Here is a 21,727-nt window from a genome sequence, read left to right on the forward strand (position 1 = left end):
CCAAACCAGCAAAGAGTCTGAGTGTTACGAGTAAACACATAGGGAACCGCAGCAGGTACACCACAACCATTTTCACTTGGTAAGGGCATGAGGAACGTGTATCCACGGATACGGTTCTTAAACTCCATGGCCAAGTAGGTACTTGCCGGAGTTGCGGTGCCCGCCATTGGCCAAGCGCTCAGGTAGCCGTTGTAGGCAATGGACATCCCTGTCGCAAGCTGGGCGGCGTTCGTGGGAGGAGGAGCAAACGGATCGTACTGAGTACCAGACGGGCAGGCGTAGATGTTGTAATTCTTCAGGTACGGCTGAATCGCAATACCCCAGCTACTGCGGGTCAGCGGGGAAGCAGGCGGTGCAGCAAGCACGGACTCAGGCACGGTATAGAGCGTGCCAATACCAGAGTTAGCGACCCCGTTGTGTGGAAGGGTGATCGGGAACAGCTCGTCGTAGTCCTGAGTATACATCATGATGCCCGTGGCGAACTGCTTCATGTTGCTCATACAGGCAGCCTGGCGAGCCTTCTCGCGAGCTTGGGCAAAGACAGGGAAGAGAATCGCCGCTAGGATCGCGATAATCGCGATAACGACGAGAAGTTCGATCAGCGTGAAGCCACGCTGACGCGGTTTAAGATGAAACATAATTACCTCACTTAGTTTTATCTAAACCCTTCTGAGGAAAGACAACTTAGTGCAACACAGTACGAGTTCAGATTTACCCACTATACCCTAGATTTCCGCTCTGAGGCAAGTCTTGTTTTTCATGTCAAGTGAAATAATTAACAACAGGGATTCTTCCGACAAGACCCCGAGAGTCGTCTCGGGGCCTTGCCCAGTGCCCACTACTTGGGGGTAAACCCCGGTGGTGGAGGAAGCGTGTTAGCGGCGGGCTTCATTTGGCCATCCCCTACCGTGGCTTGTCCTGCTGTGGCAGTACGTGGGGCAGGGGTTGGGGTCGCCTCTTCGGGCTTGCTACAGCCCGCTCCTACCATCCAGAGAGAGAAGATGGCTCCAACAAAAAGTAGAACTCGCATTAGTCTTCTCCTGCCTGCATGTACTGGTCCATCGGGGCGCCGACGTAACCCGCTCCAGCCCCTGCGCCACGCACCGCAGTGGCATCGCCATGGAGGCGAGCCGCGGGAAGGAACTTGGCGTGACCATCTGCAAAGCCCACATTGGAGCCATCGGAGTGGCGTGCGGCGGTGGACTTCACTCCCGCAATTGCCGTAGCCGTCACCGCCCCGGGAATCGCCGCGCCTAGGCTGTAGGCGCTACCATAGGGGAAGGGTGACTGCCCCGCCTGCGCATAGGGCGCGTAGGAGAGAAAAGCCCCTTCGATCAAGAACGCCGTCTCCGCGGGACGCCCCAAGAGCGCGACTCCCTTGCAGCGGCGCTCGACAAACTGCCCCGCTCGGCAGTCGAAAGGGTTCGGGTTGGGATAGCCCGCAAACTTGGTATTCCCCCCCCAGCCACCGTAGTAGGAGAAACGGTTAAACGGTGTCCAGACATAGTGGGCTGTCACTTTAATCCCCGCAGGAACTGCCCCAAAGACCGATGTGTACCCTGAGGCATCTTTCAGTGCGGAGGGGCAGAGCCAGACCTGGGTATTTTTGATGTAGGGATCTACCAGCTCCATCCAGGGCCGGAAAGAGCCCGCCCCCGTGGGCATGAACCAGGTTCCCTGCCCTGTATTGGGATCCCCCGACGGAAGCTCATCATAATCCTGGATGTACATCATCACACCCGTCAGGATCTGTTTGGTGTTAGACAGACAAGCGGCTCCGCGGGCCTTCTCACGGGCCTGGGCAAAAACAGGAAAAAGAATCGCGGCTAAGATCGCGATGATAGCAATAACGACGAGAAGCTCAATCAGTGTGAAGACATGTCGTGTACGAGACATTTTCAAACCTTCCTTTAACAAACGTTGATGATTGACGAGACACGATTAAGCAAGTAACGACGAAACTAATTGCCAGGCCGGTAGTACCAGAGACACCAAAGATTCAGTGCCGCCAGCGTGATCACCAGCCCATGCGCAGCTCCTCGTCGCCTTGCCGGTGGCAAGAGAGCGAGAAAGCCATATCCACTAATCGCACCAAACGGCGCAAGCATTACATAAAAATAGCGCCCTTGCGGCGTGTAGTGCCGCCAGTTGTATAAAATATAGATTAGTGTCGTGGTGCTCATTAAGACCAGCACCGCCAGAAGCCATGCCAGTCGGACTCGTTTTGCTCTTTTGCTTCCTTGCCAGGCTCCCCAGAGCGCCGATGCCTGCCACACCATCAATGTCAGAAAAAGAGGCATGGGCAGATGCTTCTGGAGACCATCAAAGGTTCCCCAGAACGAGCGCCACCCAAAGGCAGCAATAGAGAAAAGATAACGCGGCGGTGAGAATCCTCGGGTGGCTTTGTAGTGGAGATAGCCAGGCTGGGCGATATCCCAGAGCTTATCTGAGGTCTCTTTACAGAGGGCATCTCCACACCGACTGATATTTCCCACAAACCACCAGCCCATACCAACAAGGGTTGTGAGTAGCGCAGCTAGGGTAACTTTCAATGCCCTCAGCAAGCCGAAGCGCCAGCCCACCGCCAAAAAAATCGCGGGAAACAGTCCCAGACACGTCAGCTTGCTCCCAACTCCCACCAGACACCAGAGCGCCAGCTCGATGGTTCGCCGCCGCCCCCGGAGTAGCTCCGCCAGCACAGCCAGCGCCGCCGTGCCCCCCAGTGCCGCTAAGTTCTCGTTATTGATCCCTCCCGAGAGCGATGCCCGCATCGGCACCAGCGCCACGAGCCATGCCGCTAGCTCCCCCACCTGCCGCCCGTAGAGTGCTCGCGCCGCCCGAAACGTAAACCAGACCGTCGCCGCGCCGAGGAGTGCCGAGAAAATCCGCACCCACAGCGCTCCGCCCAGCTTCCAAAACAGTGCCCCCACTATATGGTAATACGCGGGGTGCACCGAGACGGCGTAGTCGGAGTTGTAGGTCGGCAGGCAAAAGTGCTCCGCCCACCAGCGCGTGGTGAGAACATGGCTCACTTCATCCGGGTGCCAGTTGCCATACGGATCGCTGAGGCCGCTTACCACGGGAACGGTAAAGACCCACGCCAGTCCCAGTAAAAGCGCCGCAAGTGTTGGAGCAAATCCCCCTCGCCTCAAGCGGTACCTCCGCCGTGGCGCTCTTGTTCGTTGGCAAGCCGCCAGTGGCGCCGCAAGTAGTGCCAGCGGCGCAAGAATTTCTGCTCGGTCTGAAAAATCTTTCCAACAACCTTAGACTTACGGGGCCGCGTCACGGTCACACTGCCATGGACTGCCTTCTCGGGCATCCACGCCGTAAAGACACTCTCGATGCCACTTTGCGTGCTTGCCTGGTGTTGCTCCAGCGCCGCAAGAGCCGCTTCACTTGCGGCCTGGCGCTTGGTGGGCTCGCTCAGCCAGCTTGCAAGCGCATCACTCCACTCTTGATCGGTGCCACAGAGCAGTGCGCCCTCGGTTTCGAGAAGCGCCGCCGAGCGGGCAGCGATAGTCGGCACACCGACGGCAGCAGCTTCGAGAAACTTAATCTCGCTCTTGGCATGGTTGAAAGGCCGTGTCAGATCCAGCGGCGCAAGATTAATATCCACTTGTGCGATCAGCCCCGGCAGCTCACGCCACGGGACGTAGGGATGCCGACGAACGCGCCCGTTTTGTTCAAAGCGCCGCAGCGGGCCGGGAAGCGCCACGGTTCCGACCACCAGCAGCCGTGCGTGGGAAAAGCGCTCCAGCGTGGCGGCAAGCGGCAATGCAATGTCGGCAAGATCGGCGTCGTGGGTCGGGGAGCCAGAGAGATAGCCCAGTGTCACTCTGTCGTCCTGGCGCTGTTTGAGAAATGCCTCACGGCGTGCACGGGCCGCTTGCGAGAGGGAAAGTAGCTCACTGCCCAGGAAGTTGCGGATCACCACACCACGTCCGGTAGCCAGAAACTCGGTGCTGAACAGTGCACCGTCGGCATTTTGCAGAGTTTGTGCATTGGCCTCCGCTTCGCGCTTGCTATGGCGATAGCGCAGGGGATCGTCGGGGAAGAGCGTTCCCGTGTGGCGGGCGTGCTCCAAGTCGAAGATAAGATCGTCGGCGCTGTAGATCACGCGTGCGCCAATGCTTCTTGCCGCTGCCGCAAAGGCGCTTCCGGGGCCACCCCAGGGCATCCGGTGGAGCACCACAATATCGTGCGCCACTCGCACCGCGTCCTGACCAGCGGAGACATGCTCCGCAGTGTGGCCTGCTGTAGTCAGCGCCTCACAGAGGTGCACACAGCGGTAGCGGTTCGTGGCATCGTCAGCCTGGCTGGGGTAGATAAAAAGTATACGCACGGCCCATTCTAGCCTATCTCGCAGACATATTTAAGGTATTCTGATGTCTGAGGAGGTTCTTAACCATGTTTCGTCTGTCACAAACTCTTCACCCTGCAACCCTGGCACTCCTTGAGCGTGTTGTTTGGAATCCCACAGAACGGGGCCCGCTCCTTGTCGTCGCCCCCGAACATGTATTGCGTGTCCCCAGTGTACTAGCGATTACGAAACTACCGACGTTTATCGGCAATAAAGGCGTGAATGTCGGTGAGCTAGGCAGAGCAACAGAGCGCCACCTTGTGCATACCCAACAGCTCAGTGCCCTCGTACCAGAGCAGATGTGGATATTCTCCCCCCAAATGGCTTCCGAGATGGATTCTGAGGATGCCCTCCTTTCCCTGGTTGCCTCACTCAGCACGAAGCAGTGGCAGCAGCTTGGTGGCTCTGAGGGCCTGGCGGCTCATGATCTGACTCCTTCACAGTTCACCCTCTTTCATACCCTCGCGCCGAGCCTCACGCAGGGACACGCCGGGCGACCGGATACGCGACCCGTTCCTGAGAAAGCGATCCTGCAAGGACAGCTTCGCCTAGCGCACCAAGTTAGTTTTGGCCCTGTCTTTCAGGCGGAGCATCTGAACATAGGGGTGCCTATTGGCTTCAGGACAGAGGTCACAAACAACGATCCCCGCCCGGCACTCTACCGGGACTTTTCCGCAAGCTCTTCGTTATTTCAAAAAAGAAATGCCCCCCAGCCGAACCGGCTCAAGCCCTCACAGCTCGATTACAAAATGCCTGCTCTGAACAAACCCCTCGCGCTGGAGGGTGTGTCAACCGTCGAGATCCTTCTCCGACAGGCGTCTCAGGTGACTGGGCTAGAGCTGAAGGCGGATCGCCGGATCGCGGTACTCCCAATCTGGAGCAAGCAGGTGGTGGGCCAGCGTGTTCCTGTAGGAGAGCTACTAGAGCTACTGGCATTGAGTGTCACTGGTGCCTTTCGGAAGCTTGATGTGCCTGGACAAGGCTGCGCCTGGATTTTAACGGATGATATTGAGGGACTGGCAACACGTCTTGCACGTCAACGGCAGAGCAAAGAGAAGGCGAAAATAGAGGTACAAGAACAACGCCTGCGTGATTTCGAGCGCCTTAAAGTCATCAACCCAGAGCACTTCGTGGGCTACGATAATCCCTATGGCCTGGATAAATCTCTTCTGGAGCGTCTGGAGCAGCTGCGGCAAAAAGAAGGGCATGGTAAAGCTCTTGTTTCCCTGGACACACTCCCCCGCTCCCTCGCAAAACAGCTTTCCGGCAGTATCCAGAACCACCTCGACGAGTACCAGAAGGATGCAAATCGAACATTGATCCAGGGAGCTGCCAACCCACCGCTGGATATGAACCGCGTCAATGTGCAGTCCCAGTGGCTACAGTTCTCCCTAGAGGTTCCTGGCTATGGGATCTGGCGTGATGAGGGGAATCAAGCCATTCTGGTCAATTACCTGCAGAGTGCTCGCCTAACACGCGACCCAGCTTCGCAAAAAAGCTTACCGCCCCGCCCCACATTGGCAACAAAGATCGTGGTTCTGGCTCCCCAAAACGAAGAGGAGATTCAAAAAGCGGTGGAGGCAGCCCTCACGGCTCGACTCAGTGCCCTATGGATTGTCACGGATGGCGCGAAGCTGGAGCCGCTCAAGGCCGCTATTGCCGCCGGGAAAAAAGTAGGTCTGCCCATGGTTGCTCTGCTGGTTCTCTCTCAGCTTCCCGAGACTGCGCCTGCCGATGTGGACATATTTGGGCAACCCAGCCCCTACCGCGTTCCGGACTCCCCCCAGTCCCGCGCCGTGCTCCTGCCTCGTCTGCGAGCAGTGGCAACACTTCCAGGTCTTGCAGGCATCGCCTTCGCCGAGACTGCACCACTGGGTTATGTGTCTCTGTCCACCCGCGCTTTATCGCAAAGATCAGAACCGGTAAACGAGTACGGCTACACGCCGGCGCGGCGGCTCGCATTCTTGCGCACGGAGGGCTATGACCCGATAGACCTGACCGAACGTGCTGAGAGTGGAGCACTCACTAAGAAAAAACAGATGATAGATTATGTGGTTGGCCCTGCACCTTCGGCAGATCCCCTCATACGCTGGAGTGAGGTGCGCTTTGCGGCCAACAAAAAGCTTCTCTCTGAGGTCTACGCAACCCTGAAAAAGACCAACCCGACCCTCCCTCTCTGGATCGAGGGTCGTCAGCAAGAACCGAACTCCCTCTGGAATTCCTGGTACGGCTCGTGGGAAAAAGCCACGCCCTTACCTACCTACCGACAGTTTCCAGAGCCAGATACAGACTCCATTGTCAATGTTGACGATATCGGGCAGGCACGGCGTTATTCGAAGCAGGTTCTCTACGCCAACAGCTATCCTGATCCCTTGCCCCAAGTACGCGGGTTACGTGCCAAAGAGAGTCTGGAGGCTTGGTGGACCGAGCTTTTGAGCGGTGAGTTTCGGGAGGACAAAACATTCCCTTGGGACGGTGCCGTGCTGGATCTGCGAACCTTGCCGATTGCAGAAGCGCTCAAGGTTTTCAAGGCAACAAGGCTCTAGAGCTTTAGTGCTTCGGGTTCATGGGGCGATACGGTAGCGCAATGGATAGCATCCGAAAGTACCCACGAACCCAGCACCTTGAAGGCAGTGGCCTGCAAAAAGGCGACGACCCGGATCGGATGCCGTTTGTCTTGCTGCGCGAGAAGTTCTTGGTAGTCGAGGAGAAATTAGACGGCGCAAACACGGGAATCTCGTTTGACGAGCGCGGGACGCTTCAGCTCCAGTGTCGTGGGCACTTTCTCACCGGCGGCCCTGGCGAGGCACAGTTCGCGCTGCTCAAACCTTGGGCGCAGACCCACCAAAGCTGGCTCTGGGAGCGGCTAGGAACGCGCTACATCCTCTACGGCGAGTGGCTCTACGCCTGCCACACGGTTTTCTACGACCGCCTCCCGCACTACTTCTTCGAGTTTGATCTTTTAGATACGCACACGGAGACGTTTCTTTCGACAGCAAAGCGCCGCGAAATGCTTGCCAGTGGTCCTGTGGTCTCCGTGCCCGTTCTGCGCGAAGGGACATTTACCAAGCTCACCGACATCACCAAGCTCGTCGGGCCGTCGCAATACAAGTCCGATGGCGGCGTGAGTGAGGGGCTGTATTTAAAGTGGGAACAGGACGGCATGGTCAAAGGCCGCTACAAGTGGGTGCGCGCAGGGTTTCTCCAGACGATTCTCGACTCCGGGACGCACTGGAAAGACCGCCCTCTGGTGCCCAACCAGCTCGCCGAAGGGGTGGATTTGTGGTAGCTGAGAGTGGATTAGACTGGAAAAAAATCGAGGCGACTGCCTGGTGGCAGGCAATGGCGGCGTGCCCGCAAGACCCGCGTCATCACGGCGAGGGTGATGTGGCAAAGCACACGCACCTCGTCGTCGCGGCGCTTCAGGCCGACCCGCGCTTTTCGGATTTAGACGAGCCTGCCCGGCGGATTCTGCGGCTGGCGGCGCTTCTCCACGACTGCGGCAAGCCTGCGACAACCAAGCAGGAGGAGAATGGACGCATTAGCTCAAATGGCCATGCGCGAGTCGGGGCCTATATCGCCCGGCGGCTTCTCTGGGAGCAGGGGTTTGAGTTTGCTGAGCGTGAGGCAGTCTGCGCTCTTGTGCGCTGGCACATGCGACCTGGCTATTGCCTCGATAGCGAGGATCCCCAGCGCACGGCGATCACGATTGCCCAGACCGCCCGCTGCGACTGGCTAACGCTTCTGGTTGAGGCCGATATGCGGGGCCGAATCGCTCCCAACACGAAAGATGCCCTGGTGCGGGTCGGTTTATTCGGTGAGCTTTGTAAAGAGCTGGGCGTTTGGGAGGCACCCTTTGCTTTCTCCAACAGCCACAGCCGATTTGTCTACTTCCGCACGCCCAGCCGCGACCCGCGCTACTGCGCCTACGATGACTGCAAGGGCGAGCTGATCTTGATGAGCGGCCTGCCGGGTTCGGGGAAGGACACCTATATCCAGCAGCATCTCTCACACCTGCCCGTGGTGAGCTTAGACGTGCTCCGCAAAGAGCTAGGAATCGCCCCGACCGACCCACAGGAGCCCGTGGCCATGGCGGCAATGGAGCGGGCGCGGATCTATCTGCGCCAGAGGCAAGACTTTGTCTGGAACGCCACCAACCTACGCCACGAATTGCGCGCTCGTCCGCTGGGCCTCGCCGCCGACTACGGCTTTCGCGTCAAGATCGTCTACCGGGAAGCACCTCACGCCCGGCTCTTTGCCCAGAACCGAAACCGCACCGCCGCTGTGCCTGAGAGCGTGCTGCACAAGTATCTGGATCGCTGGGAAGTGCCCACGACCATTGAAGCCCACGGAGTCGAGTATGCTCTACTACCCTAAGATGCCCAGCAGCGAGAAAGCGCTTGTTCTTGGCGAGCGCTGTATTGCCTTTGAAAAACTCGATGGCACAAACCTACACTTCTGCTGGGAGCGCGGGTTTGGTTGGCATGCGTTTGGGACGCGCCGGGATCGGTTTAATCTCACGGAGCGTGGAATCGCCGAGTTTGCCAACGCGCACCCAGAACTCTCTGAGGCCGCTGGAGTCTTTCAAGCGACGCTCGCGGCGGGACTTGGTGATGTGCTAGAAAGCTACAAAACCGACGAAACCACGGCGTTTTGCGAGTTTCTCGGGGAGGGCTCGTTTGCAGGCCAGCATAAGCCTGGCGAGCCCAAGCGACTGATCTTCTTTGACCTAGCACTCCCTGGCGAAGTCTTTGTCGTGCCTGAGGACTTCGTGCGGGACTTCGGGCACCTGCCAATCCCGCGCATCGTCTACCGCGGCAAGCTCACGGGTCAGTTCACCGACGACGTGCGAAAAGGCAAGTTAGGAGTGGCGGAGGGCGTGGTCTGCAAAGGGCTTAAGGGCAACTGGCGCTGCAAGGTCAAGACCGATGCGTATCGGGAGCGCCTCAAAGCCTCGCTCGGTGCAGACTGGGAGAGCGGCTGGGAATAGTGCATGAAGGTTGTTTGGATAAGAAGGCTCTAAGAGGGCATGTTACCGATGATTGCTCTCTTCGCCACGATGCCTGCGGGAATGCCAACAAGCTTTACCGTGCGCAGCTTGCCGGTGAAAAACACTCTCCCTTCTCAGCTTGTCGCGCAGCTTGTCACGACGGGCTTTGCGGACAGGCTGGCTTGTCTGGCTGCCAACAACCATAACCGACGACTGACAATTAGTGGTCCCTCGGATGCCGTAGAGGGTATGGTACAGGTGGTTCAATTCCTGGATTGTGTTCCAAAGCGCATCACCCTCCAAGTCGAGGTGCAAGAAGTCTCCGGGGCTCTTGTAAGGGACCAGATCGAGCTGGGAAACAACCAGTTCGGTATGCTTGTCCTAGAGGGGAAGCAGCGCCATCAGCTCCTGCTCACCCCACACGTCAACGGCGATAAGACGATCTCGCTGATGATTCGCGTTTGGAGCGAGCGTCGCCGTCCGGGTATCTCGCCTGATCTGACCGAAGTGGGCATGACGACCTTACTGCGCTTCTCTCCCCATAAACCTATCGAGCTACGCGCTCCCGTACTTTGGGACGACAGAAGTAGCCTAGAGAAACACAGCTACTTGCCCCTTAAGGTCACGGCCTCCGTAAAGAATTAGGGGCTTGCCTCAAATAAAACGGGCTTGTTTGGTATCTTTTATAGCTGTGGAGGCAATGCTGAGTCAGCCCGTGGGGACGTCACTGAGAAGCGACGCGGTTTTTGCGCAGCTCTGGGAGGCGGAGCGGCCCCGGCTGTGGCGGCTGGCGGTGCGTGTCTCGGGGAGCGTGGATGCTGCCGATGATCTCACGCAAGACGTGGGGATTCGGGCGGCTCAGGCGTTTTCCGAGCTACGTCGGCTAGAGTCCGGCCCCGCGTGGCTCACCAAGATGACCGTGCACACCGCCCTGCGCTGGCGTCAGCGCCAGCGCGATGCCTCGCTTTTAGACGGCACCTTTCTCTCTCCCGACTCCGGCCCTGAGGAGACCACGCTTCAGCGCGACGCGGCGGCCCGGATGCGCTCCGTGATTGATGCCCTCCCCGAGACTCTCCGCACGCCGCTGATCCTGCACTACTGGGAGGGCCTCTCTTGCCGCGAGATCGCTGAGGCGCTAGAGATTCCCCTGGGCACGCTCCTCTCGCGCCTCTTCGCCGCCCGTAAGCGTCTGAGAAAGCAGTTGAGTGATGAACTTCTTTAAGCGCGAGCACCGCCTCACGGAGCTGATCCGCACCGCTGATCCCCTTGAGGGCTTAGAGTGTTTAGAGGGCGAGGGCACTCTCGCTATACCAAGTCCCCTAAAAAGAGCAATGCGAGGACTGGCCTTGCCTCTGATGGCACTGGTTTTTGTTGGAATCTGGTGGGTAGCAAGCCCTAAAACAAGTGTCGTCAGAGAAAAATCACACATCATCATCAAGAAATCAGATGTTTCCTTTATAAAATCAGAAGTCGGACAAAAAAATCCTGACATCGCCAGAGAAAAATCACACGTCGCCATCAAAAAATCACATATCGTACGAAGAAAACCAAGTCTTTCCCGACGGAAATCATGGGTAGGAGTCAGAAAATTGCGTGTCGCGAGAGCAAAACGACATATCACACAAGAAAAACCCAAGATTTTGCCACCCGAAAATAGAGACTCTGGTGAGATGATTGTCGTCGCCGTGCGCCCCATCACCCCCGACGAGCTTCGTCAGGAGCTACAAACCCCATGAGACCTCTCTTTTCCATCGCCGCAACGCTTTGCTGTCCCGTTGCTGCCTTTGCCCAAACCGTCTATCCTGAAAAGGTAGTGATGCCAGAGAAACTCAGAGCAAAGCTCGCTTCCTACAGCATCACTCTTCCGAAATCACAAACTCCCGGTGCATTTTTTTCACTCTCCAAGCAGCTTGATTCTCTTCCTATGCTTCGGCTTGAGTCCGATCCTGCTCTCTTTCCAAGCAAATACGAGGGAACTAAGGGGGTGTTGCCCCCGATGCTCTTAAATCCCATTCGGGAAAATTACTTCTACCACTGGACTGTTCCCGATGGCGCAATGCCACTTCCCACTCTCCTAGATGGTCTAGCGGAACAAGCCCAAATTGGCTGGACGGTGAAGGAGAGAAAAGGGACTTTCTCCATTCGATTTGTTCGACTCGCTAAAACACGTGATCCTGACGTCACGACCTCGGGCAAGAGTGTTAGTCTGAACACCTGGTTGGAACCAAGTCCTCAGTTCCCTGAGAGCGTCTCCGTACCTCAGGCATTCCGTGATGAACTGGCAAGCTATCGAGTAAAACTCCCTGATCCTCCTAAGCCTGTCTTGTTGGCAACGATCTGTGCGAGCGAAAAGCGTGTCCGATTTACTTCCGAGCCGACACTGCATCTGGTAAAGAGCTGGGCAGGTGTACAGCTTCCTCCGGTGCTGAGTGCCCCTTTTAAACTTGTAGGTACCCATGAGCTACCGCTCTCGGAGCTTCTTGATCAAGTGACTCAACGGTCAAAGGTTGGCTGGACCGCAAAAAGAGACAAAGAGGGCCTTGTGGTGGAGTTTGTACGACTCGCGCAGACACCAAACCCTGTCTTCTCCAGTTTAGTGGGAGGATTACTAAGACGCCCCCTTAAAGCTCCCGTATCGGATATTGTGCCAGGCGACGTGCAAACCGAGAGTCCACAGTCCTACCCCGAGAGTGTTTCTGTGCCCGAGGTAATGCGCAAGCAACTGGACGAGTTTCGGGTCAATGTGAACCTGGTGGATCGCAACGGGGTCGGGGCGCTGCTGGCGCTGCTGGATGCACGGGTAGATCACCAGTTCGATCCGGCCCTCAAGCTCTCTAAAGTGTCCAGCGGGAACCTGCTGACTGCCGATATTCAGAGCCTTCAGGCCCGTGATCCAGAGTGGCTCTATCCTGGGCTACGGCTCCAGAAAGTGACGATCAAGGCCAATGGGGTCGCGCTGCCGACGGCGCTGGACATGCTCACTCAGTCGCTCGGAGTTGGGTGGACGGCAGAGACGCAGGGCGAGCGGATACTGGTTCGTATCGTGCGACTTAGAAGCACTCCCAGTCCAGTGAAGATGCTCAAGAGCTCGCTGGAGACGATCCATGCCGCCGCTGAGCAGCTCCCTCGCGAGCCCAATGGTTTGGTGCAGACACCCCCCAACGCCTACTTAAAAGAGATGGTCTCGCTGGAACTAGAGAATGCCAGCGTTCGGGCTGCGCTCGAAGCGCTCTTGCGAACCACGCCGCGCCGCTTTGAGCTCTCCCCGGATGCTGGCACGCTTAAGCGCTCGTTTCGCTTTGAGAGCGTTAGCCTTAGTAGCGCCCTAAATCTGGTCTGTGACAGCTACAATGTGATCTGGAGCCTGGAGCGCGACAGCAAGGGCGGCGCATTTCTCTCGATCCGTAAGCGCGGCGAAGTGCCGTCTCAAAAATAACACCAAGGAGTTTGTCCTATGCGCCGTCTCGAAACCCGTATTCTGAAGTTTAAGTACATGCAACCCATGGACTTTACCCTGATGCTCGCCGATGCGAACTACAACTATACACTTAAAACTTTCCCAGCACCAAAACCCAAAACGCCATCGCGATCTCTGATTCCCTCCGGAGTGGAGAGCCTATCTCCCGATAATCTTGCGCAAGAGCTGACCGTGCGGGCAGAGCCAAGGGCCATTGCGGAGATCGAAGCACTCCAGCGGCTGTTGGATGTAAAAATCAGAGAGCTGGGCATCACGTTCACGGTAGACAGCAGCAAAGCAGCCACACGCACGTTTAACAATGCGCCGACACTTCTCAGTGTGCTTGCACAGGGCAAAGCCTACGCCCTGCAAGTCACGCCGCATCTCAATGGCAACAACACTGTCTCACTGGCGATCTCGATTCCCACAGACGAGCTTACCGTGGTCAACTGGGGCGACTCTAAGCAAGGAGGCGGGATTCAGGCAGACGGGACGATCTTCACCTTCCGTCGAGTCGCGTTTGGTAAGCCGATCTCGTTTAAGTGGGGTAGCGCCACGGTCTCTTTAACCGCGAGCCCGCTGCCTGTATAATGCCTGCATGACTGAACTTCCCCGAGGCGTCGCTATCGCCCATGTCTGGACTCATGCCAGCGAGCCACTCACTCCCGCAGAGCTTGCGGATTTTTTATCGGAGCGTGGTTTTGTGCCCGGTGTCTTGGATGAAGCGGGAACCATTCACGCGGAGGCGGGCCTCGCAGGGGCACGTTTCTCCGTGGATGGCCCCGCGTGGCGCTTCTTTAGCCTCTCGTCGTCCAAGGGCGATGGCTGCACGATAACGCTTCATACTGCCGACTCGGAGCCCATGCCCGACGACTATCTTCTCAAGCGTGCGGTGCGCCATCCGCGCCTCGTCTATCGCCTGATCGCCGGTGGCCCCAGTAACTCAGATCGTAATCTCTGTGAGAACCTTGCTGAGGCGATCTTGGTGGCACAAAACGGGGCGGTGCAGATCGCAGGCCGAGGTGTCAAGGGCAACAAGGCGACGAATTACACCAACCCGTGGATCGGCGAGATCAAGCACTAGCGCTGGCGGCTCTGGGCATTCTGGTAGGTTGCCAGAGTGCTCCCGAGCGCCTGCGGGTGACCTTTCTCGATGTTGGACAGGGCGACTCCGCAGTAATTGAGACGCCCTCCGGCAAAGTGGTGGTGATAGATGGCGGGGGAGTTCCCCGTGATCCGTCTGCTCCGGAGACAGGCGCTGATCCTGGCACACGTATCGTCGTGCCATTTCTGCGGAGCCGGGGCATCTCCACCATTGACTTGCTCATCGCCACCCATCCCGATGATGACCATGTGCAGGGCCTCCTAGCCGTCACGGAGCGCCTCACCGTCCGCACGGTTCTCGACTCCGGGCTACCCGCAACCCCAAACTCCCCCATGAGTCAGCTACGAGCCGCCTGGAAAGCACGTGATATCACCGTCCACACCGCACGGCGCGGTCAGAGCTTTGACTTGGGCAAAGGAGTCCGGCTAGAGATTCTCCACCCTGCCGAGCCCCTACTCAGCGGCACGCGCAGCGATGACAACAACAACTCCATTGTCGCGCGGCTCGTGTATGGCAAAGCCCGCATACTCTTCACCGCCGATGCCGAGCAAGAAGCAGAAGAGAGCTTACTCAAATCCGGGCTTGATCTTTCTGCAGACGTGCTCAAAGTAGGGCATCATGGCTCCCGTGGCTCCACAAGTGAGCGTTTTCTACGCACCGTGGAGCCTAAAACGGCAATTCTGTCCTGCGGACGAAACAATCGCTTCGGACATCCCCACACAGAGACACTGGCTCGATTGAAAACATGTCATGTCCAGCCATTTAGAACGGATCAGCAAGGGGCTATTTTGTTCGAAACAGATGGCACGCAGCTTTCGTTCATGCCCCTAAGTTAACTTTAATCCTTTCTTCAGAAATGAGTGGCAAGATGGTAGCTGGAGGTTTTTTTCCATGCATAAGACGATGCGAGTGGCTGCCGTTCTGGCGGCATTAACGATGATGAGTGTGCCTGCCTTTGCTCAAGCTGGGGGCGGTCGCCCAGGTGGCGGCGGCGGTGGCGGCTTCGGTGGCGGACAGTTTGGCCGTCCGGGTGGCGGGGATCTGACCGTGGTTCAGATTCCTGTTGCCGTCCTGACTCCCGCTCTGAAGCTGACGGCAGATCAGTCGTCGAAGATCAAGGGCATGCAAGATAAGCTTGATGCCGCCCGCAAGGCAGCGCGCCCAGCGGGTTTTGGCGGTGGTGCAGGTGGTGCAGGTGGCGGCGGCTTTGACCGTGAAGCGATGCAGGCAATGATGGAGGAGATGCGCGCCAAGCAGGAGCAGATCCGCAACGAGGAGACCAAGGCGAGCAAGGCGATAGATGCCATGCTTACCCCAGATCAGTCCGCCGCTCTCAAGGCAGCCATGCCCGGCTGGAAGGTCATGCAACAGTTTGGCCTGCTACAGTACGCTGCAGATCTGAACCTAACTCCAGCACAGATGGCCGTTCTGGAGAAGGCCGCTAAAGAGCGTGCCGCCCAGATGCAAGGTGGTGGTCGCCGTGGTGGTGGCAACTAAACCTCAGGTTTAGTGTTTGCCCCGGTCAGCAAGCTCTGGCCGGGGCTTTTCTATTTGTACCCGGCTTTTCTGGAGCAGGAGGCGTGTCTGGCGGGAGGCAAGAAGCTCATGCCAGCCCTGCGGCTTGAGGAGCTTCACGCCCGGCAGGATCCCATCGGAGGCCAGCTCCGATAGCGCGTCCTCCAGGCTTGTCAGAAACTCCGAGAGGCGCTTCTCCGGCATCGGAATCGCGGCCAGCTCTAGTAGATGCGGCAGGGAGAGCTCTGTCTCCTCCGGGTGGTTGCCTCGATGCCAGGCCAGGCAGAACCCCAGCAATATCTGGTATTTTTGCCGCACAGGATGGTAGGACAGCAAGCGAGGCGCGACTTGGGCAACGCTCTCCTGCATCCAGCCATGCGCCTCTAGCCCCAGGTGGTAGCGGAACCGCACAATACTCTGGCCCTCGTCGCTCTGGCCCGCCTCCATTGCCTCCAGAGAGAGCAAGCGCCCCAAGGCCATGCTCTCACTCCCCAGGGCATGGGGAACGGTGATTCGGCTGAGCAGGTAGAGATCCCGGCCCTTGGCCAGAATGTCATCCCGGTGATAGCCGCCCTTAGGCGTGGCCTTCTTCCCCTGAAAACGCAGCAAGTCCGATGCCGCCAGAGTCAGGTAGGTCTCGTGTGGTTGCCCAGCGAGGCGCTCCATCCAGAGGCTCGCCAGCGCCAGAAAAGTCTGGGCAGCAGCCGGGCCAGAGCGGGCGATCTGCCGGATGGCCTGCTCCGGGCCAAAGCCTAGGACTTCATCAAACTCCACGCGCACCTGAGCCGTGTCGCTGACCTTGGCGATCATGGCGAGACCAGATGCCTCAGTCTGCCAGAGCTGAGGGGCAAAGAGCGCGGCAAGGGCATCCCGTGCAGGAAGCGAGGCAGGGAGCATCACCGATGCCGGTGGCTTGAGTCCAAGCCGCGTCACGGAGGGCACTTTCGTCTCGGTCTGGGCCAGCTCCCAGCGCTTGCGAGCCTCTACCCAACGTGCGAGGGCAAGTGTCACATTTGGGGGGAGCGCATTCTGATCCTCGCCATCGGTCAGGCCACTATAGAACGCCGCAAAGGCATCCCGCGCCGCCGCCTCCGCCGCCAGCGCTTCTTCTTCAAGATTTGCCTCTACCATCCCAGCCCTCCGCGGAGCGCATCCAGCTGACTATCGAGATAGGCACGCGCGGTGCGTTGCTGCTCGGCATCTAGCATGGGCACTTCTGTGTCGTGGAGGCTGTCCGGACAAGAAAGACCCGCACATGTCAGCGCTACCAGAGTCCAGAGGCGCTCGACGGTGGCGATGTTGTAGCCACCGCCACCCGTGACCACAATGGGTATGTCTTTTCCCAGCACCAGAAGTGCCTCCACGGCTCGCATCCAGGTGCGCGAGGTCACTTGCAGATGCGCCAGTGGGTCGGCGAAGTGGGCATCGGCCCCGAGCTGTAAGACCAAGGCCTGAGGGGCAAAGCGCTCAAACGCCTCCGGGACGATCTGCTCAAAGCCGGGCCACCAGACCTCGTCGCCGCTGTAGGAGGCATACGGAACATTGATCGCTGAGCCGGGCGCATTTTCCCCACCCGTTTCTTCGACGCCTCCCGTGCCGGGAAAGAGCCAGCGCCCGGACTCGTGGAGCGAGAGGGTGAGCACCCGGGGATCATCCCAGTGGCAGACCTGCACGCCATCGCCATGGTGGACATCAATGTCCACGTACATCACCCGCTCCAGGCCCGCTTCGAGAAACGTCGTGATCGCCAGCGCAAGGTCGTTGAAGACGCAAAACCCGTAGGCTTTCCAAGGGTGGGCATGGTGCAGGCCGCCTGCGACATTGAAGGCAATCTCCGCCTCGCCGGAGAGCACGAGCCTAGCGGCATCCACGCTTCCGCCCGCGTAGACCTTGGACGCTTCCCACATCCCCGGAAACGCAGGCGTGTCCCCCGGCCCCAAGCCATAGCGACGAAGATCCAGCCCATGATTTGGCTTGCTCGCCTGTCGTACGACTTCAAGATACTCCGCCGTGTGCACTCGCCCTAGCAGAGCTTCATCCACTGATGTAGGAGCAAGGCGCGTGATCGTCTCAAACGCGCCCAAGCTCGCCAGCTTCCGATCCACAAGCTGAAGACGGCGCTGCTGCAAAGGGTGCTTTCCACCTAGATCATAAGCGAGAAAATCGTCGGTGTAGAGAAAAGCGGTCTTGCGGGGCATAATAAATTATACCTCTGGGTATAATGGGCCGTTATGCATATCGGGATCATTACCCACAACATTATTCCTGGCGATGGTCAGGGACGCGCAAACTACGAGATTGTCAAGTATGCCCTGAAACAAGGGGCACGCGTCCGCGTGGTTGCGGATGCCATTGCGGAAGACTTACTCCCCGATATTGAGGTCTATCGTGTTCCACTTCCCTCCTGGACACATAAAATAAATCTTCCTAAAGTGGCTATCTTTGCACAACGTGCGGATCGTATTATTCAGAGCTGGTCTGAGAAACCCGATATCTTGCACAACTACGGTTACTGTACAAGCCTCCCCCACGACATTAACACCTCGCAGTATGTTCATGCCGCCTGGGCGCAGTCTGCCTTCCACACATCGCGCACCAACCGCAATCTCTATGGGGCCTATCAGTGGCTCTATACTCAGAGTAACGCCCGTTGGGAGCGCCATGCCTACCACCAAGCCCGCGTGGTTGTCGCTGCCTCGGGGACCGTACGTGAGGAGCTCAAGACACTGGTTGGTATCCCTGAGGATCGCCTGCGGGTGATTAACAATGGAGCCGACCTGACCGAGTTTTATCCCTTACCTGAGGGGACTGAGCCCGACCGCACAGGCTTAAAGCTTCCTGAGGGCGTGGTTCTGGGAGTTTTTGCGGGGGATATTCGCACTCCCCGTAAGAACCTAGACTCTGTGCTGAAGGCCATGGCCCAGGTGGAAGGTTTCCACTTAGCCGTGGTGGGGCGGCTGGAGGGTAGCCCCTACCCGGGGCTGACAGAGCAGCTCGGATTGACAAAGCGTGTGCACTTTCTCGACTTTCGCCGTGATATCGCGGCGATCTTTCGTGCCAGCGACTTTTTTGTCTTTCCCTCACGCTACGAAGCCTGTGCACTGGTGCTCTCTGAGGCAGCGGCCTCAGGAATTCCGATTCTCTCCTCACGCACCACGGGGGGAGCGGAAGTGATTGCGCCAGGAGCGGGTCTTCTTATTGACGATCCCAATGACATTGGGGCACTTCGCGATGGCCTAAAAGCGCTCATTGAAACCCCGGGACGCCGTGAGCAGATGCGGTCTATCGCGCGAGCGCATGCCTCTGAGCAGTCCTGGGAGAAGATCGGAAAGCAGTACTACGACCTCTACGAGGAGCTTGCTCAAAAGCGGTAGTGCCCCGCAACCAAAGCGCTCGAAACGGCGTTTTAGATGTCATGCAGATGCAAGCACAAAGCCAGCGCTCGTTTCGGATGTCCTGGCTAAGGCTCTACGCGGTGATGGGGAGCCTGACGTTTTTGGGGACTTTCATTCTGGTAGGGATGGGTTGGGGTATAGAGGTGGTGCTGGGGATGCCCGCCCTCTTGCTGGGCCAGCTTCTCTTCCAGGCACTCTTTGCGCTGTGGCTGTGCCAGGCCTATCCCATCCGTGTGACGCAGGAAGGCCTTACCGCCATGACATTCTGGGGTAAGCATGCCTCACTCACTTGGGAGGAGATCGAGGGAGCAAGGACACGAAGCTTTCTTTTCCTCCCCCATCTCATTGTCTCATCGAAGGCGCGTGGTATTACGCTCTGGTTTCCTCTTTTTCTAGGAGACCAGCCGGACTTTGCGGCAGCCCTTCAGGAACATGTCCCCGAGACCAGCCCCGTGCGTCAGGCCCTCCGAATCTAAACCGTGCCCGCTCGCTTGGCCTCAAAAGCGGTGATGTCGGGCTCGTTTTGCAGAGTGAGGCCGATGTCATCGAGGCCATTGAGCAGGCAGTGACGGCGGAAGTCATCCACCGTAAAAGTTGCCGTGAAACCGTCCGGGCCGGTGATGGTGTGGGTTTCGAGATCCACGGTCACTTCCCCGCCCAAGTTTTTCTGCAAGCGCCCCATCAGGTCGTAGACCGTCTCCTCGGGCAAGACAATCGGGAGCATGCCGTTCTTGAAGCAGTTATTATAGAAAATATCGGCGTAGCTAGGCGCGATAATGCTGCGAAAGCCGTAGTCCTCCAGCGCCCACGGCGCGTGCTCGCGCGACGAGCCGCAGCCAAAGTTCTTGCCCGTCACTAAAACTTGTGCGCCCGTGAGCTTTGGGTCGTTGAGCTCAAACTCTGGGTTGGGGGTCTTGCCATCGGCCTCATAGCGCCAGTCGAAGAACAGAAACTCCCCAAAGCCCGTGCGCTCGATGCGCTTGAGAAACTGCTTGGGAATGATCTGGTCCGTATCCACATTCACGCGGTCCATCGGGGCCGCAATTCCAGTAATTTTTGTAAAAGGTTTCATAGGTTCTTATTCTGCAAACAGGGCATCTACGGCGACGGTCAGATCGGGGAAGGTGACGGAGACGACGCTCGCGCCGCTTTTGTAGGTGCCCACAACTTCAATCGCATCCTCGGTGAGGGCGACGACTTCGATAGTCTTGGCCTCGGCGAAGACCTGCCAGACTTCTTTGACATCCACGCTTCGGTAGTCGGCGAGCTTTGCGGTGCGCTGGCCGGGGCGCTCCGACGGCGAGATGATCTCTACCACCAGCTCAGGAGCGGGATCGAGGGGCGTGGCGCTGTCATCGGGCGGGTTCTGATCCAGGCGCTCACGGCTAATCAGAAGCACATCGGGCTGGCGGGCCTTGAGCGGAATGTGGCGGATGAGCACATCACAAGGGGCGACAAAGCACTCCCCTAAATTACCGACAGCGGCAAAATCTTCCAGAAGACGAGCAATGCGCCGAACAAGGCGCTGGTGTTGACGTGTGGGAGCAGCCATCTCTTCCTTTCCGTAGCGGCGGTAGACCTTGTAGCCCTCCAAAATATCGTAGCGTGCCCGCTCTTCCGGGGAGCGAACATACTCCTCGTAGGTCATGGGGCGGGTGACACCGGGAATCTCCGCCGTATCCGGAATATCTAGCTTCTCAGCGGTGGCAGTCATAGCGCTTATTTTATCGCACCAAAGGCGGCGAAGGGGCCGTTTTTATGGAGGATGTCCACGCGGGAGAAGCCCACACGCGCCAGCAAACTGCACTGCCAGAGCAGCGGGCGGGGCGTGTCTTCCTTGGCGATGTAGGCGAAGACTTGCTCGCGGTAGGTGTCGTTTTTGAAGCTCCTGAGATACTCACCGTAGCGCTGCCACTGGAGTTTTTGCACGGTGGCGTCCGAGTGCTCGACTAGGTCAAAAATCCAGAGTGCCCCACCGGGTCGAAGCGCGGCGTAGAGTGTGGCAAAGACCGCCTCCCACTCGCTCTCTTCCCGAAGATGGTGCAGCACGGCGGCGGCCAGCACAATATCTACGGACTCAGACAACAAGTCCAGCTTGCGAAGATCGGTCTGGAGTGTCGTGACCGTCCCGCTTGTTGCCGCTGAGACGCGCTCTTGGGCGCGGGTCAGCATGGGCTGCGAGAGATCCACCAGCGTACAGTCAAGGTTGGGAAGAGATTGGAGCTGCTTGAGCGTGTAGTTGCCTGCGCCACAGCCCAGATCAAGAACGTGGCGAGCGCCCGGAGTGACGGCGGCGGCGGTTTGGGCAATCAGCTCCAGCGCAAGGGCAGCGTCCATCGTCGCGGTCTGGCCGGTCTCTAGGTTCGAGAAACGCTCGACATCGGCATCGAAGCGGGCACGAATCTCTTCGATGGTAGACTTAGGTTGCATGCTGCTATTGTAGGCTTACACTTGCCCCGTGTCCAACGAATTGTTTTAATCGAAACGATAGGCAGAGACTATAAAAAAGCCCCGCACCGGCTAAGTCAGTGCGGAGCATCAGGAGACTGTGTTTTTTGCTAACTTAGCTCTAGTAGTAAAGGACGACCATGCCGTTGCCACCTGCTTGATTGTGCGCCCCACCGATACCGATGCCAGGTACATAGTCAGGGTCATCACTACCACCGGGGAGCACCGCAACCGTGCCTGATCCGAAGCTGAGCTGGCTTTTCCCATCTTGACTGATTACGTTTGTCAGTGCTGCCTCGAAGTGTGAGGAGCCACCACCACCACCGGCGGAGCCGTGCCCCCGACCGCCGCCACCAGCACCACCACGATACCCACTCCCACCGCCGCCGCTGGTCGGGCCACCATCACCGCCTGAAAAAAAGAAGCCAGCTTCGCCCGCTAGTGCTCCGTCTCCAGG

24 protein-coding genes and 1 pseudogene are annotated in these 21,727 nt (G+C 58.2%); 14 read left to right on the forward strand and 11 right to left on the reverse strand.

Annotated elements, in window-relative coordinates; translation table 11 throughout:
* From RMO15_RS04380 to RMO15_RS04400, 5 genes are all read right to left on the reverse strand, one after another.
* Window positions 1-638: prepilin-type N-terminal cleavage/methylation domain-containing protein (locus RMO15_RS04380; RefSeq protein WP_309708317.1), on the reverse strand; the 638-nt coding region annotated here is incomplete at its 3' end.
* 200 nt (window positions 639-838) lie between these two features.
* A complete protein-coding gene (locus RMO15_RS04385; RefSeq protein ID WP_309708321.1) occupies window positions 839-1,030 on the reverse strand; it encodes a hypothetical protein in 192 nt (63 codons plus the stop codon).
* Window positions 1,030-1,896 carry a DUF1559 domain-containing protein gene (locus RMO15_RS04390; protein WP_309708323.1) on the reverse strand — a complete coding sequence of 289 codons (867 nt, stop codon included), beginning with the start codon at window positions 1,894-1,896 and terminating at the stop codon, window positions 1,030-1,032. Before RMO15_RS04390 ends, RMO15_RS04385 begins: the two co-directional genes overlap by 1 nt.
* Window positions 1,897-1,961: 65 nt before the next feature.
* Window positions 1,962-3,152, reverse strand: coding sequence for a hypothetical protein (locus RMO15_RS04395; protein ID WP_309708326.1), 1,191 nt, complete (start codon window positions 3,150-3,152; stop codon window positions 1,962-1,964).
* Window positions 3,149-4,342 (reverse strand): glycosyltransferase, encoded by a 1,194-nt coding sequence (locus RMO15_RS04400; protein ID WP_309708328.1) that lies wholly within the window; start codon window positions 4,340-4,342, stop codon window positions 3,149-3,151. The genes RMO15_RS04395 and RMO15_RS04400 overlap by 4 nt, the downstream gene beginning before the upstream one ends.
* Window positions 4,343-4,407: 65 nt before the next feature.
* Between RMO15_RS04400 and RMO15_RS04405 the strand changes: the two genes are divergently transcribed.
* The 12 genes from RMO15_RS04405 to RMO15_RS04460 are packed head-to-tail and all read left to right on the forward strand — an operon-like array spanning window position 4,408 to window position 15,409.
* Window positions 4,408-6,906, forward strand: coding sequence for a hypothetical protein (locus RMO15_RS04405; RefSeq protein ID WP_309708330.1), 2,499 nt, complete (start codon window positions 4,408-4,410; stop codon window positions 6,904-6,906).
* 41 nt (window positions 6,907-6,947) lie between these two features.
* Complete coding sequence (locus RMO15_RS04410; RefSeq protein ID WP_309708333.1) at window positions 6,948-7,649, forward strand: RNA ligase family protein; 702 nt, start codon at window positions 6,948-6,950, stop codon at window positions 7,647-7,649.
* The gene (locus RMO15_RS04415; protein ID WP_309708336.1) at window positions 7,643-8,737 is read left to right on the forward strand and encodes an AAA family ATPase; all 1,095 of its coding nucleotides are present in this window, start codon (window positions 7,643-7,645) and stop codon (window positions 8,735-8,737) included. The genes RMO15_RS04410 and RMO15_RS04415 overlap by 7 nt, the downstream gene beginning before the upstream one ends.
* On the forward strand, window positions 8,721-9,350 hold the full coding sequence (locus RMO15_RS04420; RefSeq protein WP_309708339.1) for an RNA ligase family protein: 630 nt from the start codon (window positions 8,721-8,723) through the stop codon (window positions 9,348-9,350). Before RMO15_RS04415 ends, RMO15_RS04420 begins: the two co-directional genes overlap by 17 nt.
* A 39-nt stretch (window positions 9,351-9,389) precedes the next feature.
* On the forward strand, window positions 9,390-9,995 hold the full coding sequence (locus RMO15_RS04425) for a hypothetical protein (RefSeq protein WP_309708342.1): 606 nt from the start codon (window positions 9,390-9,392) through the stop codon (window positions 9,993-9,995).
* A 55-nt stretch (window positions 9,996-10,050) separates the two neighbouring features.
* On the forward strand, window positions 10,051-10,572 hold the full coding sequence (locus RMO15_RS04430; RefSeq protein ID WP_309708379.1) for an RNA polymerase sigma factor: 522 nt from the start codon (window positions 10,051-10,053) through the stop codon (window positions 10,570-10,572).
* Window positions 10,559-11,086 (forward strand): hypothetical protein, encoded by a 528-nt coding sequence (locus tag RMO15_RS04435; RefSeq protein ID WP_309708345.1) that lies wholly within the window; start codon window positions 10,559-10,561, stop codon window positions 11,084-11,086. The genes RMO15_RS04430 and RMO15_RS04435 overlap by 14 nt, the downstream gene beginning before the upstream one ends.
* Window positions 11,083-12,786 carry a hypothetical protein gene (locus RMO15_RS04440; protein WP_309708347.1) on the forward strand — a complete coding sequence of 568 codons (1,704 nt, stop codon included), beginning with the start codon at window positions 11,083-11,085 and terminating at the stop codon, window positions 12,784-12,786. The genes RMO15_RS04435 and RMO15_RS04440 overlap by 4 nt, the downstream gene beginning before the upstream one ends.
* 18 nt (window positions 12,787-12,804) lie before the next feature.
* Window positions 12,805-13,398: a hypothetical protein gene (locus RMO15_RS04445; RefSeq protein ID WP_309708349.1), complete on the forward strand. Its 594-nt coding sequence runs from the start codon at window positions 12,805-12,807 to the stop codon at window positions 13,396-13,398.
* A gap of 7 nt (window positions 13,399-13,405) precedes the next feature.
* Complete coding sequence (locus RMO15_RS04450; protein WP_309708351.1) at window positions 13,406-13,891, forward strand: hypothetical protein; 486 nt, start codon at window positions 13,406-13,408, stop codon at window positions 13,889-13,891.
* Complete coding sequence (locus RMO15_RS04455; protein WP_309708354.1) at window positions 13,867-14,748, forward strand: ComEC/Rec2 family competence protein; 882 nt, start codon at window positions 13,867-13,869, stop codon at window positions 14,746-14,748. Before RMO15_RS04450 ends, RMO15_RS04455 begins: the two co-directional genes overlap by 25 nt.
* 55 nt (window positions 14,749-14,803) lie before the next feature.
* Window positions 14,804-15,409, forward strand: a complete 606-nt coding sequence (locus RMO15_RS04460; protein WP_309708356.1) for a Spy/CpxP family protein refolding chaperone — start codon at window positions 14,804-14,806, stop codon at window positions 15,407-15,409.
* A gap of 9 nt (window positions 15,410-15,418) precedes the next feature.
* Here the strand turns inward: RMO15_RS04460 and RMO15_RS04465 are convergent, their stop codons facing one another.
* Together RMO15_RS04465 and RMO15_RS04470 are read right to left on the reverse strand one after the other, a co-directional pair.
* Window positions 15,419-16,558, reverse strand: a complete 1,140-nt coding sequence (locus RMO15_RS04465) for a hypothetical protein (protein ID WP_309708358.1) — start codon at window positions 16,556-16,558, stop codon at window positions 15,419-15,421.
* Window positions 16,552-17,625: a hypothetical protein gene (locus RMO15_RS04470; protein ID WP_309708360.1), complete on the reverse strand. Its 1,074-nt coding sequence runs from the start codon at window positions 17,623-17,625 to the stop codon at window positions 16,552-16,554. The genes RMO15_RS04465 and RMO15_RS04470 overlap by 7 nt, the downstream gene beginning before the upstream one ends.
* A 33-nt stretch (window positions 17,626-17,658) precedes the next feature.
* Here RMO15_RS04470 and RMO15_RS04475 point away from each other — a divergent pair, with 33 nt between their 5' ends.
* Both RMO15_RS04475 and RMO15_RS04480 read left to right on the forward strand, forming a co-directional pair.
* Window positions 17,659-18,801: a glycosyltransferase family 4 protein gene (locus RMO15_RS04475; protein ID WP_309708362.1), complete on the forward strand. Its 1,143-nt coding sequence runs from the start codon at window positions 17,659-17,661 to the stop codon at window positions 18,799-18,801.
* Entirely contained in the window at window positions 18,801-19,298 is a 498-nt protein-coding gene (locus RMO15_RS04480; RefSeq protein WP_309708364.1) for a hypothetical protein, read from the forward strand. The genes RMO15_RS04475 and RMO15_RS04480 overlap by 1 nt, the downstream gene beginning before the upstream one ends.
* Here the strand turns inward: RMO15_RS04480 and leuD are convergent.
* The 4 genes and pseudogenes from leuD to RMO15_RS04500 all read right to left on the reverse strand — a co-directional run.
* Window positions 19,295-19,894, reverse strand: coding sequence for a 3-isopropylmalate dehydratase small subunit (leuD, locus tag RMO15_RS04485; RefSeq protein WP_309708366.1), 600 nt, complete (start codon window positions 19,892-19,894; stop codon window positions 19,295-19,297). The two genes, RMO15_RS04480 and leuD, sit on opposite strands and share 4 nt — an antisense overlap.
* A 6-nt stretch (window positions 19,895-19,900) precedes the next feature.
* On the reverse strand, window positions 19,901-20,536 hold the full coding sequence (locus RMO15_RS04490; protein ID WP_309708369.1) for a Uma2 family endonuclease: 636 nt from the start codon (window positions 20,534-20,536) through the stop codon (window positions 19,901-19,903).
* Between the two features lie 5 nt (window positions 20,537-20,541).
* The gene (locus RMO15_RS04495; protein WP_309708371.1) at window positions 20,542-21,252 is read right to left on the reverse strand and encodes a class I SAM-dependent methyltransferase; all 711 of its coding nucleotides are present in this window, start codon (window positions 21,250-21,252) and stop codon (window positions 20,542-20,544) included.
* A gap of 139 nt (window positions 21,253-21,391) precedes the next feature.
* Window positions 21,392-21,727 (reverse strand): annotated as a pseudogene (locus tag RMO15_RS04500) (hypothetical protein); the annotation flags it as partial.

The organism is Armatimonas sp. (assembly GCF_031410135.1).
Classification (GTDB): domain Bacteria; phylum Armatimonadota; class Armatimonadia; order Armatimonadales; family Armatimonadaceae; genus Armatimonas.